The sequence below is a fragment of the Spirosoma sp. 48-14 genome, from assembly GCF_001898575.1.
Taxonomy (GTDB): Bacteria; Bacteroidota; Bacteroidia; order Cytophagales; family Spirosomataceae; genus Spirosoma.
This window is the reverse complement of the sequence record NZ_MKUD01000088.1, coordinates 52,625-67,592: the sequence shown is the minus strand read 5'-3', so window position 1 is coordinate 67,592 and position 14,968 is coordinate 52,625. Positions and strand designations below refer to the sequence as shown.

Annotated in this window: 21 protein-coding genes; 16 read left to right on the top strand and 5 right to left on the bottom strand. The window is 47.8% G+C overall.

The annotated features are described in order from the left end of the window. Positions 1-43: 43 nt before the first annotated feature. Together BGO59_RS35735 and BGO59_RS35730 are read right to left on the bottom strand one after the other, a co-directional pair. Complete coding sequence (locus BGO59_RS35735; protein ID WP_293692405.1) at positions 44-421, bottom strand: DUF423 domain-containing protein; 378 nt, start codon at positions 419-421, stop codon at positions 44-46. A gap of 108 nt (positions 422-529) precedes the next feature. Next, entirely contained in the window at positions 530-1,189 is a 660-nt protein-coding gene (locus tag BGO59_RS35730) for a YggS family pyridoxal phosphate-dependent enzyme (protein WP_293692403.1), read from the bottom strand. A gap of 125 nt (positions 1,190-1,314) precedes the next feature. Between BGO59_RS35730 and BGO59_RS35725 the strand changes: the two genes are divergently transcribed. From BGO59_RS35725 to BGO59_RS35700, 6 genes are all read left to right on the top strand, one after another. After that, positions 1,315-2,256, top strand: a complete 942-nt coding sequence (locus BGO59_RS35725; protein ID WP_293692401.1) for a hypothetical protein — start codon at positions 1,315-1,317, stop codon at positions 2,254-2,256. Between the two features lie 145 nt (positions 2,257-2,401). Further along, complete coding sequence (rpsF, locus tag BGO59_RS35720; protein WP_020598303.1) at positions 2,402-2,764, top strand: 30S ribosomal protein S6; 363 nt, start codon at positions 2,402-2,404, stop codon at positions 2,762-2,764. Positions 2,765-2,777: 13 nt separating this feature from the next. Further along, positions 2,778-3,029, top strand: coding sequence for a 30S ribosomal protein S18 (gene rpsR / locus BGO59_RS35715; RefSeq protein ID WP_012925715.1), 252 nt, complete (start codon positions 2,778-2,780; stop codon positions 3,027-3,029). An 86-nt stretch (positions 3,030-3,115) separates the two neighbouring features. Continuing rightward, positions 3,116-3,559 (top strand): 50S ribosomal protein L9, encoded by a 444-nt coding sequence (rplI, locus tag BGO59_RS35710; protein ID WP_293692387.1) that lies wholly within the window; start codon positions 3,116-3,118, stop codon positions 3,557-3,559. 219 nt (positions 3,560-3,778) lie between these two features. Then, on the top strand, positions 3,779-4,777 hold the full coding sequence (locus tag BGO59_RS35705) for a GSCFA domain-containing protein (protein ID WP_293692385.1): 999 nt from the start codon (positions 3,779-3,781) through the stop codon (positions 4,775-4,777). 57 nt (positions 4,778-4,834) lie between these two features. Beyond that, the gene (locus BGO59_RS35700) at positions 4,835-5,938 is read left to right on the top strand and encodes an Mrp/NBP35 family ATP-binding protein (RefSeq protein ID WP_293692383.1); all 1,104 of its coding nucleotides are present in this window, start codon (positions 4,835-4,837) and stop codon (positions 5,936-5,938) included. Positions 5,939-6,075: 137 nt separating this feature from the next. On the opposite strand, the gene BGO59_RS35695 is transcribed toward BGO59_RS35700, so the two are convergent. Beyond that, positions 6,076-7,458: a tyrosine-type recombinase/integrase gene (locus BGO59_RS35695; RefSeq protein ID WP_293692381.1), complete on the bottom strand. Its 1,383-nt coding sequence runs from the start codon at positions 7,456-7,458 to the stop codon at positions 6,076-6,078. A 6-nt stretch (positions 7,459-7,464) separates the two neighbouring features. Then, on the bottom strand, positions 7,465-8,478 hold the full coding sequence (locus tag BGO59_RS35690; RefSeq protein ID WP_293692379.1) for an XRE family transcriptional regulator: 1,014 nt from the start codon (positions 8,476-8,478) through the stop codon (positions 7,465-7,467). 107 nt (positions 8,479-8,585) lie between these two features. Here BGO59_RS35690 and BGO59_RS35685 point away from each other — a divergent pair, with 107 nt between their 5' ends. From BGO59_RS35685 to BGO59_RS35665, 5 genes are all read left to right on the top strand, one after another. Then, on the top strand, positions 8,586-8,852 hold the full coding sequence (locus BGO59_RS35685) for a hypothetical protein (protein ID WP_293692377.1): 267 nt from the start codon (positions 8,586-8,588) through the stop codon (positions 8,850-8,852). Next, positions 8,828-9,190, top strand: a complete 363-nt coding sequence (locus tag BGO59_RS35680) for a hypothetical protein (protein WP_293692375.1) — start codon at positions 8,828-8,830, stop codon at positions 9,188-9,190. The genes BGO59_RS35685 and BGO59_RS35680 overlap by 25 nt, the downstream gene beginning before the upstream one ends. 119 nt (positions 9,191-9,309) lie before the next feature. After that, positions 9,310-9,690, top strand: coding sequence for a hypothetical protein (locus BGO59_RS35675; RefSeq protein WP_293692373.1), 381 nt, complete (start codon positions 9,310-9,312; stop codon positions 9,688-9,690). A gap of 18 nt (positions 9,691-9,708) precedes the next feature. Next, the gene (locus BGO59_RS35670) at positions 9,709-9,897 is read left to right on the top strand and encodes a hypothetical protein (RefSeq protein ID WP_293692371.1); all 189 of its coding nucleotides are present in this window, start codon (positions 9,709-9,711) and stop codon (positions 9,895-9,897) included. Continuing rightward, positions 9,894-10,844: a hypothetical protein gene (locus BGO59_RS35665; protein ID WP_293692369.1), complete on the top strand. Its 951-nt coding sequence runs from the start codon at positions 9,894-9,896 to the stop codon at positions 10,842-10,844. Before BGO59_RS35670 ends, BGO59_RS35665 begins: the two co-directional genes overlap by 4 nt. On the opposite strand, the gene BGO59_RS35660 is transcribed toward BGO59_RS35665, so the two are convergent. Next, positions 10,841-10,966 carry a hypothetical protein gene (locus tag BGO59_RS35660; RefSeq protein ID WP_293692367.1) on the bottom strand — a complete coding sequence of 42 codons (126 nt, stop codon included), beginning with the start codon at positions 10,964-10,966 and terminating at the stop codon, positions 10,841-10,843. The genes BGO59_RS35665 and BGO59_RS35660 overlap by 4 nt on opposite strands. 127 nt (positions 10,967-11,093) lie before the next feature. Between BGO59_RS35660 and BGO59_RS35655 the strand changes: the two genes are divergently transcribed. The 5 genes from BGO59_RS35655 (at position 11,094) to BGO59_RS35635 (ending at position 14,966) form a co-directional block, all read left to right on the top strand. Then, on the top strand, positions 11,094-11,444 hold the full coding sequence (locus tag BGO59_RS35655; RefSeq protein WP_293692365.1) for a hypothetical protein: 351 nt from the start codon (positions 11,094-11,096) through the stop codon (positions 11,442-11,444). A gap of 21 nt (positions 11,445-11,465) precedes the next feature. Next, the gene (locus tag BGO59_RS35650; protein WP_293692363.1) at positions 11,466-12,290 is read left to right on the top strand and encodes a hypothetical protein; all 825 of its coding nucleotides are present in this window, start codon (positions 11,466-11,468) and stop codon (positions 12,288-12,290) included. Positions 12,291-12,696: 406 nt separating this feature from the next. After that, the gene (locus BGO59_RS35645) at positions 12,697-13,413 is read left to right on the top strand and encodes a hypothetical protein (RefSeq protein ID WP_293692361.1); all 717 of its coding nucleotides are present in this window, start codon (positions 12,697-12,699) and stop codon (positions 13,411-13,413) included. Positions 13,414-13,615: 202 nt separating this feature from the next. Further along, entirely contained in the window at positions 13,616-14,086 is a 471-nt protein-coding gene (locus tag BGO59_RS35640; RefSeq protein WP_293692359.1) for a hypothetical protein, read from the top strand. After that, positions 14,076-14,966 (top strand): DNA cytosine methyltransferase, encoded by an 891-nt coding sequence (locus tag BGO59_RS35635; protein ID WP_293692357.1) that lies wholly within the window; start codon positions 14,076-14,078, stop codon positions 14,964-14,966. The genes BGO59_RS35640 and BGO59_RS35635 overlap by 11 nt, the downstream gene beginning before the upstream one ends. Positions 14,967-14,968: the final 2 nt, after the last annotated feature.

Here is a 14,968-nt window from a genome sequence, read left to right as displayed (position 1 = left end):
ATTTATCCCAGCGTTTTTCACCAGTCCGCTCTTCATCTACAAGTTAAACAAACGCCCAGAATAAAAGTGCCCAACCCGCTATCATGGCCAGCCCACCCAGGGGCGTAATTGCCCCTAACCAGGTTATGCCTGTAAAGCATAGAATGTAAAGTGAACCTGAGAAGATGAGAACTCCTCCTAAAAATGAATACCCCGCCCAATTGAGCAGTTTCATCGTTGAGGGATTACTCCCGAATGCATGCATCAGCAGTCCGACCAGTACAAGTGCCAGAGCATGATAAAACTGGTATTTAACGGCGGTTTCAAACGTCGCTGTTCGGCCCGATGCCTCCAGCATGGTTCGCAGGGCATGCGCCCCAAACGCGCCCAGCGCAACCCCTAATACACCTAATAGAGCCCCTGATTGAAGGAAAAATTTCATACTGTCTGAACGGGTATTTAAATGACGTTACTGATTTTTCTGATGCTGTTGTTATGGCGAATAGACAACCAAAATCAACGCGCTCAGTAAAATCACAACGATTTTGGTTTAGTTTCGACTTCCAAAAATAGCACTCCCAACCCGAACCATTGTGCTTCCTTCCTCCAGGGCGATCCGATAATCACCGCTCATACCCATCGAAAGTTCCCTGAATTGCACATTCGGGCGTTCAATATGTGCCAACTGGTCATAGAGCTGCTTCAGTCCCCGAAACTCCTGTCGAATTTGTGCTTCATCATCCGTATTAGTGGCTAGCCCCATCAGACCAATTAAACGGATGTTTGAAAGTCCATCTAACTCAGGCGCATGGAGTAGAACCGCAGCTTCGTCGGGCGAAAGACCAAACTTGGTTTCTTCATCGGCAATGTGAATCTGTAACAGGCATTTAATGATTCGGTTGTGTTTGGCGGCCTGTTTATTGACTTCCTGCAAGAGTTTCAGGCTGTCGATCGAATGAATCAGTGAAACAAATGGGGCAATGTATTTTACCTTATTGCTTTGCAGATGCCCAATCAGATGCCATTCAATATCGGCAGGCAATTGCGGTTGTTTTTCTGCCATCTCCTGCACTTTATTTTCACCAAACCGGTGGCATCCGGCAACGTATGCTTCCCGCATCAGCGCCACCGGCTTGGTTTTTGTCACGGCAATCAACTTGGCATAATCGGGCAATGAGCTCTCAATTTGATGAATAGCGTCGGCAATCATAGGTGCTTATATTATGACCTTCTACGAATCGTTTAGTATTATTGTGCAAAACAAGACAATAAACTGCCTCCAAGGCTAGTTTTGGTAAGGATTTTAACCATACTTGATCGCTTAACCCATATTATATGGAACCCAGACCTCAACCTCGAAATAATAGCCGTAGCTACTTACTGGTCGCTCTACTCGTTCTAGCGGCTCTTAATGTACTGCTGTTATACTTCTATTATCAGGAACGGCAGGACAATAAAACGAAAGACGCCACCATTGCAGCCAAGACTGAAGAGGTACTGATTGCGAAGACCAAACTCGACTCGATCTCGGCACAACTGGATGCCAAAATCGCAGAGATTCAACAACTCGGTGGTAATATCGACTCTTTAATGAAAGTGAAAGCCCAATTGGAAGTCGATAAAAATGAACTTAAAAATGTAGGTTCGTTTGATAGTAAAAAATACGACCAGAAAATCCGAAACTACCAGGCCCTACTGGCTCAGAAAGACCAGGAAATCGCCCGATTGAAAGAAGAAAATGGCGTATTGAGCCAGCAAAACGCCACCCTTGCCGAAGAAAATACGGGGCTGAAAGCCGAGCGGCAAACGCTTAGTGATTCGGTGGTTGCGGTATCGACCAAAAACCAGGAATTAACAGAGAAAGTAACCATAGCGGCCGCCCTTCGGGCAGAGAACATAACGGTAGATGCCATTAATAAGCGCGGCAAGGAGAAAGATGGTGGCACCTATAAGGCAAAACGGATCGATAAAATAAAAGTATCGGTTCGGCTTGCCCCCAATGGGTTAGCCAAGCAGGAGGAGAAAGTATTATATATGCGTATCCTGGACCCTAGTGGTGCTGTCATTTCAGATCTGGCAACTGGCTCCGGCGAATTCACCTATGGTGGGCAGGGCATGATCTATACGGCTATGCAACGGTTCAATTTCGACAATAGCCGTCAAACCGTAGACTTCATTTATGGGCGAGGTTCTCAGCGCTTTAACGAGGGCAAACACATTATTGAAATCTACTGTGAAGGCTTTCGAATTGGCGAAGGCGAGTTTACGGTGAAGTAATAAGACCGTTTTTTTGACAGGATTCACAGGATTCTCAGGATTTGTTGCGACTGTTGGGTGTATCCAGTTCAATAAATCTTGAAAATCCTGTGAATCCTGTCAAAAAAACCCTATCTTTGCGCCCTCATTTCAACCAATTCAAAAAATGTTTCTGAATAACTACGAAACGGTGTTCATTTTAACTCCCGTTTTATCTGATGCTCAGATGAAGGACACCGTTGACAAGTTCCGGAAAGTGCTCACCGATAATGGTGCGGAGCTTGTTCATGAAGACAGCATGGGTCTGCGTAAATTAGCCTACCCAATCCAGCACAAGAACACGGGTTACTATCAACTCTTCGAGTTTAAGGCTCCGGGAACGATCATCGAGAAACTCAACACGGAGTATCTGCGCGATGAACGTGTGATCCGTCACCTGACGGTTTCGCTCGACAAGCACGCTGTTGCCTACAACGAAAAGAAGCGCAACGGCTTAGTTGGTAAGAAAAAACAAACCGAAAACGCCTGATAGGTCCCTGATCATGAGCTTACAAAACGAATCTGTCTCGAAAACCGAGAACCGCAAAAAGTACGACCGCTTTAAGAAAGCTGGTATCAAATACATCGATTACAAGGATGGCAACTTCCTGCTGAAACTGCTGAACGAACAGGGTAAAATTCTGCCCCGTCGGCTGACCGGCACAAGCCTCAAAAACCAGCGCAAAGTGGCCCAGGCTGTCAAACGCGCTCGTCATTTAGCCATCCTGCCTTACGTAGGCGATTCACTAAAATAGGTTTTCAGTAGTCTGTTTTCAGTAATCTGTCGCCTTTGAGCGCTGTACTGTAAACTGCAAGCTGTAAACCGAAAACTTTTTAAAAAATGGACATCATTTTAAAAACTGATATTGCCGGCCTGGGCTACAAAAACGATACCGTTACGGTGAAGCCCGGCTACGGCCGCAACTACCTGATTCCTCAGGGGTATGCAGTAATGGCAACCGAATCGAATAAAAAGATTGTTGCCGAAAACATTCGTCAGGCTGCTCACAAAGCCGAGAAAATCAAAAACGATGCACTCGCTTTAGCAGAAGCTATCGGTGATATTACCCTCTCTATCCCTGCAAAAGCGGGTGAAAGTGGTAAAATCTTCGGTCGTGTAACCAACACGCAGGTTGCCGAAGCACTTCGCGAAAAAGGGTTCGACATCGACCGGAAGAAAATTACTCTTGACGATGTGAAAACCCTTGGCACCTACGAAGCATCGCTCGATCTGCACAAGGATGTGAAGCATAAAGTTAAATTCGAAGTCGTTTCTGCTGAATAAGCACCACCGACTCATGCTAAAGAAGGGCCCGCTTGTCGAACGACAATGCGGGCCCTTCTTTTATTGCTCTAGCAGGGTAAAGTTGCTACGCTGTGTTCCATAAAACACTCAGTAAGGATAGCTTCTTTTTTAGCCTTACCCATTGATTATCAGCAACTAAAGAAGGCATATTTTTAACTATAAACGGACCTAAACAGGGTGTTTATTTGTTAAGAAAGTATGAAACTTCATACTGATTTTTCGCCCGAAATCCTCCCCTATCGCATTGGTCTGAAGAGCCGAATTGTAACCCTTGGCTCCTGCTTTGCGGAAGTAATAGGAAGTCGCCTGGCCGATCATAAACTTACCGTATTGAACAATCCATTTGGCACCATTTTCAATCCGGTATCGATGGCTAAGCTATTGACGATGGCTTTGCATGGAAATAGACCAGACGAAAATCGGTATGTCGAACGGGATGGCGTTTGGTTTCATTACGATTTCCATTCATCGCTCTGGGCGAATAGCCAGGATGACCTGCGCATCAAATTGATGAACTGCCTGAGAACTACAGCCGAAGCCATTCAAAAAGCAGACTTCCTGTTTCTCACCTTAGGTTCGGCGGTCGTCTACAGGCATATTGAAACGGGAAAAGTGGTTGCCAACTGCCACAAAATGCCGGGGCAATTGTTCGAGAAGTACCTTTATCAGATCGACCACCTGCGTGACGATATGACCCGATTGATGAAAACGCTACATAAAGCCAATTCTTCTCTCAAAATCGTACTTACTGTAAGCCCAGTCCGTCACACACGCGATACCCTTCCTCTGAACAATGTCAGTAAATCGACACTCCGCGTTATTGCCCATGAGCTTACCATATGGAACAACTGGATCGTGTATTTTCCAGCCTACGAATTAATGATAGACGATCTGCGTGATTACCGTTTTTACGAAGCCGACCTAATTCACCCAAACGCGCAGGCGCAGGCGTATATTTTCGAAAAGTTTGTTGACAGTGCTTTTGATACCGAACTACGCCATTTTGTAGCAGAATGGACGCAGATAAGTAAATCACTAGCTCATCGGCCATTGTATGGTGAAACGAGTCCAGCCCACCAGGTATTTCTGAGAAAGTTACTGTCACAATTAGAAACATTATCGAACCGAATCGATGTGTCGGCGGAACTGGCTGACGTACGTGGGCGTTTAGAAAAATGTATACTGTTCAATGATTAATGGCCGTCGCGCCGATTGATTATTGCCGTATGCATTATTCATTATCCATTTCCCGGAATGTCCGATTATCGATTATCACAAGAAGCCGTTCTGCGGGCGTTGAGCACCGTTGAAGAACCAGATTTAAAGCGCGATATTGTTTCGCTCAACATGGTCCGCGACGTAACCCTGGGCATTGGCTCCGTTCGTTTCACCGTCGTACTAACTACCCCCGCCTGCCCCCTCAAGGAAGTTATTCGTAAACGCTGCGAAGACACCATTCATACGCACATTGGAGCCGATATTCAGGTGACAGTCGATATGAAATCGGACGTAACCTCGACTCGAGCAAACGCTCCTACCCTCCCAGGTGTTAAGAATATCATTGCTGTTTCATCGGGAAAAGGAGGAGTCGGCAAATCGACCGTTACGGCAAATCTGGCGATTGCCCTGCATAAATCCGGCGCTAAGGTCGGTATCATTGATGCTGATATTTACGGCCCATCCATGCCGACCATGTTTGGTGCTGAAAATATCCAACCGCGTATTTTTCAGGTCGATGGGCAGACAAAAATGGAGCCGGTTCAGCAATTTGGCATTAAAATGCTGTCGATGGGCTTTTTAGTCGACCCACAACAGGCAATCATCTGGCGTGGAACCATGGCCGGGCGTGCCTTGCAGCAATTTTTCTCGGATGCCGACTGGGGCGAATTAGACTACTTACTGATCGATCTGCCGCCTGGTACGGGTGATATTCACCTGACGCTAGTACAGACGGTCCCGGTAACGGGGGCAATCATTGTAACGACCCCGCAAAAAGTGGCACTGGCTGATGCTACTAAAGGTCTGGCTATGTTCCGTCAACCACAGATCAATGTACCTGTGCTGGGGGTTATCGAGAATATGTCGTACTTTACTCCTGCTGAATTACCGGATCACCAATATTATATTTTCGGAAAAGGTGGCGGACAACATCTCGCTAATCAATTTAGTGTACCGCTGTTAGGACAGATTCCATTAGTACAGGGAATTCGGGAAGCGGGCGATGAAGGTCGACCAGCCATTAGTGTTGGCGAGCCCATTGCCAGCGAAGCTTTCCGATCAGCTGCCGAAGCATTGGCTCAACAGGTGGCCATCCGAAATGCAAGCCTTGACCGAACCGAACGGGTACAGGTTGCATAAATCGCATAGAACATATAAATTTACCGTACAGTTATATAAGCGAAACCAGGCGAAACCATTCTTTTCGTATTTATTGAATAACAGACAGTTATCTCAATTATCGAAAAGTTAGTTTTCGTCCGGTTTCGTGCTTTGTTTCAGTATTGTTTCAGTAAAGTTTCACTATCGAGGTCGGTTATCTGCGAACGGGTTGCAGCCTGACGACGGTACAAACTGTTCGCCTTATCGGTGAGCGACTGTTTAACGCCCCTGGAAAAATAGCGTTCGGTCGTGCTGATTTCGGAGTGATCAAGTGACGCCTGTAGGAGTCGAATATCGCCCGTTTCTTCCATGAGCATATCCGCAAACGTGTGCCGGGCCGAGTGCATATAGATCGGCTTATTGATCTTCAAGGTTTCAGCAATCGTTTTCAGGCATCCATTGATAATGATGTTCTGACTCTTGGCCTTGTTTTTAAGTTTCACATCGTCAAGGTGCTTATGTCTCGTTTTTAGAAACGGAAACAAAAAATCGTCCGGCTCTTTGTTCGTTGCATAGTCCAGCAGAATCGGCAGGATTTCGTCCTCGACGTAGATATATTTCGTCTTATCTGTTTTCAAAGCCGTCGTCATAAAGCGGTACTTACGCACCGGCACATTATCAACGATCTGCCATTCGGTTGTGAGCTGCGATACCCGTGCCATGATCAAATCCCGCGCCCGGAGGCCATGCAGAAAATAACTGCACAGATAAATATTTCGGGCATTGTTCAGCGTGCATTCGCCTTTAGTCTGAGTCGGCAATTTGGCCGCTGCCAGAATCATTACTTCGGCTTCGCTGAGTTGCACCCGGCGCGTTGGCGCACTCTCAAAGATTCGCCCCCGGAGCGGGTCCAGTTCGTCGGGCAGTTTATGCTTAACGATAAAGGCACGAATGTACTGATGCAATTTACGCAGCTTCTCGGATGTCGAATTTCTACGGCTGGCATCGGTTGACCCCTTACGACTGGTTTCTTTCGTCAACAGGTACGTTTCAAAGTCTTCCATTAGCTGGGGTGAAAGCTGATAAATCGTAAAGTCCCCCGTTTTGGGGTCGAGCCCCATAAAGCGGCACAAGGCCCGTAGGTAGTACTCCTGATTATTGGCCGTTCCTTCCTGCCCCCGGTCACGATACCGCTGAATGGCATGACGGATAAAAGCGGCCAGCGAATCGCTGGAAGTCTGTTCGATGCGCTGCTTTACGTCGTCAGCCGTAAAGGGCTGGCCGATTTCGGTCAGCCGCTTTTTGGCGGCCTCTCCCCTATCCAGCCACGCTTTTAATATGCCGTTCTGGGTATTGACGGCATCGGCGGTGCCGTAGGATTTGCGTACCCAGTTTTCTTTATCTTTGGTTGCATCCGGGTTAAAATGTTTCTCGCGCAGGTACACCCCCGTACCGATGTATTTATGCTTGCGCTGGTAGGTAATGCGTAGCAGTACCAACTGTGTGCCGTCGTCTCTGACGGTTTCGTTCTGGATAAAGCGGAAGGTTACCGAAGCCATAACGGTCTAGGCTGTCAGGCCGAAAATAATTCCGGCGATTGAGAACATTAACGAAATATCGGATTTTCGTAGCTGCACAGAACCACCGCTGCCAGCAATGTAGCTACCCAGCTCAAGAACGCCCGTGGTGCGAATGTTATTGGCTACAATCTTCTTAACCAGAAACTGCCCGTCGTTGGTCATCACGGCAACCGTTCCGTCGTAGAGCTTGGAGTAGTCAGCAGGTTCAAGATTAATACCAAGTACCCAGTAACCGGGAAAATAAAGCGGCTCCATGCGGTCACCGGCTGCAATCTCGATAGCAAAGGCGCGTTTGAAATTTTCCTCGGTTACGGCCTGCTTTGGCGCGTACATAACTTTATCCATCTGAACGGCAGGCATAAAGTTGGCTTGCAGATTACCCAGAAACTGAGTCGATAGCTTGGGTCGGTCAGTGACCGAAAGTTTAGGTACTGCTATTAGATTGGTTGGCACGTTTGTTCCAGCGTTACGGCCTGCCCCGAATACTTCTTCGGGCGATACAGGACGGCCCAGGAGTTTCGACAACCCTTCCAATAATGCACTCTGAACGCTCTGTCGAAACCGTATTGTGTTGTAATAAGCCCCTACCTGATTTCTTGATACACCAATAGATTCAGCAATAATATTCTGATTGAGCTTCGGTTTGTGTCGTTCAACAAACCGACGAAAACGCTGTCCTTCGTGATCGGGAGACGATAACGACTCAATGGAAGAACCCGGCTTGAGGGTAATTGTTTTAGGTAATGTGTCGTCGTCTTCGTCCGTCAGCCAGTCGAGCGTAACCTCGGCAAAATGATCGGCTATTTTTTGTAGTGTGTCGTGACTCGGTTTGTTAGGCGAGCCGCGTTCCAGGCGGGTCATTGTCGAAGGAGCGACCCCGATCAGTTTGGAAAAGCGATTTTGATTCAATCCGGTCAAATCGCGTATGGCTGCGATTTTTTCATTCGTCGTCATGGGGGTTAGTGCTAATGTTTGGTTCTGCTGGCTGAGTATAGGCATAACAGTAATATTATTATGTGTTTTTCTTGCGTTGAATAATTTCGATGTTAATATTTGCAAAGTATATTATTAACATAGCACAAAATTTAGCAAAAGGTTTAAATCCTATGCAAACAATCGAAAAAGATTTTTCAGCAGTTACGCAAAAACTCGGCTATGGAGAAGTAGCCTCAAAGGCTGGCGTCTCCTATCAGGCTGTGTCAAACTTTGCGGCACAACCCCGTCCAGGGCATAAGTACCGCGTACGACTTCGGATACTGGATGTAGTAATTGCGAGTGCCGAAAGTCGCGTAATTCAGCTTCGGGCCGAGGCTGATCAATTGGAGAAACAAATAAACGGCTTGAAAGAATGGAAAACGGAGTTCGGCAAATAACGTCTGACATGGTTGCAGTGCCGCTTGCGCTCTGGCAAACGATGGAACGGATTGTGGATAGCTATGAGGAGATCAATAACCGTTTAGACTTGCTGGAATCCGTCACGGTCACTAACAGCGAGTACATGAATCGAAAGGATGCAATGCTTTTTTTGCACGTAGGTAGTACTAAGCTGTGGGAACTGACCCGATCAGGAGAAATCGAGACGAATGGAAAAACCGGCAAACCGCTCTACAAAACGAGTTCCTGCCGTCAGTACCTTATCGGTCAGGGCTTTAGTAAAGAATTTGTACAGGAACGCTTTAGGGATATTCTGCGGGAAAAACAAAAAAAATAAACCTTTTTATTTGCGCAATGTTAATATTAATATTACTATTGCAGTGTCATATAGAAAAAACGCTGACCGCATTGCAGACAGCGTTTCGACAATCTAACAGATTAACACGATAACGTGTCATGAGCACAAAGGTAAAAAAGTCACAGAAACGACGCATGAATGCCCTGCTGCAAATCGCCCTCATGCGAGCCGTAGATACGCACGGCTACCAGCGCCCGGAATGGGCCAAATGCTATAAGGTCGATGATGAACGCGCCTATTTTCATTTTGTGAGCGAACACGGCAAGGAGGTTGGCTACGGTGAATTTTCCGACTCGGCTCCCCTAGGCTGGCCCGGCAAACTGATCATCAATCAGTTAGTCACAGCCGTTCGCATCGTTACCGGCGAAGCCGAACACAACTACCGTCGTCAGGTACGTCAGGCCGCAAAAGCAGCTCTTACCGCCTTCCCTGATCAACGGCAGTCAATCCTGCAAACAGTTTCTTTCCTTGTTCGATAGTGTAATATTAATATTACTATGAAGAAAATTAAGACTTACTCCCGGTACGCTGACTTTCTGGCCTTTGCTGGCCTGCTGGTGTACGGTCGGCTCGGTTTGAAACTGTTGCAGGTTCATCAGGTCGGTGGCGCGTTTGCCGTGCTCGGCATTCTCATCGTCTGGGAAATTCTCTGTCTGTTCGCACTTCGTAAACAATACCGGGCATGACTGTCAACGATACCATGCTCACAATGGACGATGTAGACAACCTGCTCTACATCTACGCGAATCAGACGGTCTTGCTGGCTCAGCCCCGTACGATTCGGAGAATCGACGCACTCGACAGCCGGTACTACTATACGATTGACGGCGACGAAGCCACGTTCTACATTTCAACAACGAGCTTCATTAAGAAAGTCACCCCGACGAGTCCGCACCTGATCGAATGGTTCAAGAAACACGGTCAGCAGGCCGACATCCTGCGCGATCAGGCGGCAGACTTCGGAACGCTGATGCATATCTGTTTTGCCGATTACCATCAGAAAGGGTACAATTTCAACGATACCGCTAACCGGGTCAGAAGCTACCTCTTACAGTGCGATCATCCGCTTGCGCTGGCTGGCGAATGGACGAAGAAGCTGAATAAGGCGGTAACCAGCTACGCCAAGTTCTGCGCTGATTACGAGATTGAGCCTATTCTAATCGAGGGTATGCTTGCCAGCGACGAAATGGGTATCGCCGGTACGCTCGATCTGGTGGCCTATGCGACCATAACAACCAAGATCGGCAAGGGGAAGGATGCAACAACGAAGCGTGAACGCAGGCTGGTCAACATCGACTTTAAATCGGGCGGCATTCATAAATCGGCACAGATGCAGCTTGCCCTTAATAAGCTGATTTTCGAGGAGAATTTCCCGCACCTCGAAATTGCTGAAAACTGGTCCTGGAGTCCGAAAGATTTCCAGACCGAACCGACCTACACGCTGGTCAACCAGACCAAAACGATTTATACGCCTGCGCTGATCGATCATTACCTGGCGATCTACGCTGCCGAATACGGTGGCGAGCTTGACAACAAGACATTCCATCAATTTACCGGGACGATTCACCCCGGCAACCCAATCGGTCAGCACCATCGTGCCGTAGGCGTTGCCGAAGCGATACTGCCCTACTAACCACTCAGGCCATGTTCATTCGTGTAACTCAAATCAACGGCGATAGCAAGCGCGTCACTATCGGCCTGCGATACATCGTAATGGTCGAACCGTACGATCAGCCCAGCGAACCGAACATCCACGCCATTATAACGCTACCGAATCGCGTCTGCAACGTAGCGGAAACCTACGACGAAATAGATACGCTGATTGAAGCTGCAAGACAAAGACGATCAAGACAATAATTCACCTCTAAACAATCCAAACGCAATGCCAGCCGCTTACAAACTCCTGAAAGACCTGCCTAATGTGAAAGCTGGAGCTATATTTCTCCGCGTACCTAAAGACCCGGAAAAAGCCGCGAGAGTTTACCCAAACTTTGGTAAAGGCCAGTATAGCAACAATAGCTATTTCTACTGCAAAAGCAATTTCAACTATGTCCTAGTGTGGGATATTCTCAATAACAACCCCGATTGGTTTGAGCCAGTACCTGACTTCGATCAAGCCGACATCGCCAAGTTTCTCACACACCTGCAAGTTAAGCACGGCATGAATTACAGTAACCTACTGTCTGTTTTCGAGCAATGGGCTAACGAAAACGGCTTTTATGTCTCCTTCTAACCTCTCCAAACAATCCAGACAATGCGAATTCAAAACAATCCTCTGCAAAAGGCTGTACCCAATGCGCAGCCAGCAGCCAAACGAACATTGCCCGAAGTAGGCCGTATCAGCATCGGCGAAAAGGGCTATACCGCCGATAACCGGGCGTTTCCCAAATCAACGGATTACTTCGTTGTTCGGTCACGCTTCGACCAAAAGGTAACGGCACAATACGGCGATAAGCCGACCGAACTACCGATCTTTTTCTACTCGGACGATTTCAACGACGTATGTACTGAACGGTTAGAAATCCGCGATAAGGCCGGGGCACTCTACGCCTACGGCGACGGTGAGACATTCTATGTCTTTCACAAGGGCGGCTATCAGTCGGTCAAACTGAGCGACAAACCTGATCTGATTGAGAGCTGCGAGAATTATTTGAAACAGCAGGCAGGTAGTCAGGCTCAATACATCAAATGGGCGCATGTGCTGACGATGCGCTTCTGCATCAAAAACGTGCCGGTACTCGGTTACTGGCAGTTCAGCACCAAAGGCGTTGAAACGTCGATTCCAAACCTGCGTGACCGCTTCGACGGTAGTATGCAGGCATTCGGCAGCGTCCGGTTCCTACCCTTCTCGCTGACGATCAAGAAAGTGAAGTCCAACAAACCGGGCGAAAATCGACAGTACCCCGTCGTTGATCTGGTTCCGCTGTTCTCGATGGAAACCGGCCTACAGGTCAGTAAATATCTGGCCGAACATCCGGGCGTTAACCCGGCAAATCTGGCGCTGATGGACTTATCGAAACCGCTGGAACTTGGGTCTAATGGTCTGCTACTCGGTAGCGGGGAAGGAGGTGCGGCATGAGCTATCATCATAAGCCCAAAATTTTCGCAACTATAACGGGGCTCAGCGATAAAGCTCCGCTGCAACTACGAAAGAGAAATAACCAGTTTCCACAACGCGTCCAAATCGTAAATCTTTACAATTCCGGCCATATCTGCGCTGACCTCGGTACTGGCTACTGGTCGGTGGAGTACTTCACATTTCTTATCATGAGTAAACCGACTAAAAAGCAAATTGATCAATCGAATGCCTCATCGTTTGCGCAACTACTAGCCGAGCTTAAACGCAAGTATCCTTTTCTGGAAGACTTCTATTACTGTGATCATGTTGGGGCTTGGTGTGCTAATTACAAAGTTCCTGACGGAGTTAATGACACTGAGTTCAAGACCTTCTCAAAAGCATTGAAGTACTTCAAATCTCAAAAGCAATGAGCTACTATCTGTGTAAATACAACGGCGGCAATATTACGCCCCTTGATGGGCCTATGCGTTCGCGAACTGTCGTGAATATGATTCACAGCCTGGGCGATTTAAGTCGGCAGAAGGTTGGATACTGCAACGCTTCGCGCTATGAACTAGCCAAGCGGAAACTGTACCCACGAACGAAGGCAGGCGACGCTAAACTGCTGATCGACATGGCCGCAAACCGGCTTGAATCGGCACATCAAACCTATCAGTTCTTTTACATCAAGGACAAGTTATACTATCCGGTTTTTATCGATGCTGACGGCGATCAAATCGAAGAAGTACAGGACGATGAATACGGCAGCCTTTGCGAAAGCTGCGTAACCTGGGGGCTGATGCACTTTGCCCAGCAGCAAAAGAAAGGCAAGTATGACGACATCGAAGGGTTGCATCATATTCAGCTATGGCAGGAAAGCAGCCCGGAACATTGTGACTTTGTGAGTTGCGGCCATTGCGGGGAATATATCGATGTAAGCGTACTGCATACCTTCTCGCAGGAGATCGACCACTGGACGGACATCGTTACCGACGAAGATTTTAAACGGCAGGTAGACTTTCCTCGTGATGCCTGGGTGATGCGTGAGCTACTGATCAGCTCTGACGCATACCAAAACCACCCGGCTGAACTGCTGAAACTGGCAAACCGAGTCCTTGACAATAAACCTTATAAAGCATGTTGAAATCAGACGCCTATTGGTCTATTACGCTTGATGTCGTATGCCCTCACTGCAAGGCTGACATCGATTTGATTGATGACGATTCGGTTGAAAAAGAAGACCTACCGCAGCCAGGGCAGTACATACCAGACTTAAACCTAGAGGTTGAATGCCCTAAGTGCAATAGCACATTCTTAGTCCATAATACATTCTATTAAACTCATACATGACAACCGAACAGGTAATTGAATTAGTAGTCGCTGAACGTGAGCGACAGATTGCCAAATGGGGCAAACAGAATCTAAAGCTGTATTTCTGGATTCTGATCTTACAGGAAGAATTAGGCGAAGTCGCTAAAGCGATCATTGACGAGGAGCCGAAAGAAAACCTGCTGAACGAAGCCGTACAGGTTACAGCCGTAGCGGTTCAGATGTGCGAATGGGCCAGCGAGTTAGTAGGCTGGCCCTGCAATTCGCGGGAAGTCCTGAAGCTCGTTTTTACAGGTTGGAAACTGTCGGACGGCTTACCGATGAATGCACACTTAGAGATTACTACACAGATAGGCATGCTCTGTGCTGAAAAGAAAGATAACATCTTTCAGGAAGCCGAATTCGCTAGTAATTACCTCAAGCGGATAGTTTTCAACGGTTGCCTACTGATCTACCGTCTATCAAAACAGCAACAGCATGAGCTATAGACCAACAGGGAAAGGCTACTTTTCCGGGGCTGGCGGCATGGAACTCGGCATGATGCAAAGCGGTGTTGATTTTATTCAGTCGCTTGATCTGGATAGCGACGCTACCGGCTGCATGAATCAGAATCCGCATTACTTCGGACATGCTGTACTGAATGAAGACATACAGGCTCGCCGGGTTCTTGATCAGCCGAAATCTGACATCATTGTAGGAACTTACCCCTGCAAGAAATACAGCGCGATTGCTGACATCAGCCAAACCCGGACGGGCGAGGATCTGTTTCTGCATTTCTTCCGGCATGTGGCAATCGAACAGCCTGAAATGTACGTCGTTGAAAACGTTCCAGGCATGAAGAAATTCCCGGTCGTGATGGAGGCCATGACCCGGCTACCGGGCTACTACGTGAACGTGTTCTGTCCGGTCGAAGCGGCCAACTGGCTACCTCAGAAGCGCAAGCGATTGATTGTGATAGGAACCCGTAAACCGTTCTTTATCATGCATCCACAGCCCGCCAAGCGCCCCAGACTGCGCGATATACTGGAACGTGACGTACCAATGATTGACCTGCCAGATTATGTACTGGCGCGGCTGAAAGGTCAATATCGAGATAAGCCGATACTGTGCGACCCTGACCGACCGGGTGAACTGGCTCCTACCTGTGTAGCGCACTACGAGAAAGATCAAAGTACCCGAATGGTAGTTGACAGATCAAATCCCCATGGGGCGCGACCGTTTACCGTTCGGGAGTATGCCCGGTTGCAGGGATTCCCGGATGATTTTCATTTCGACAGCAAAAACAGCAGTTACCGACTGATTGGCAATGCCGTACCCGTCCCGATGGGGCGCTGGGTCGGTGAGCAGGCAATGCGTTATTTTAATTAATC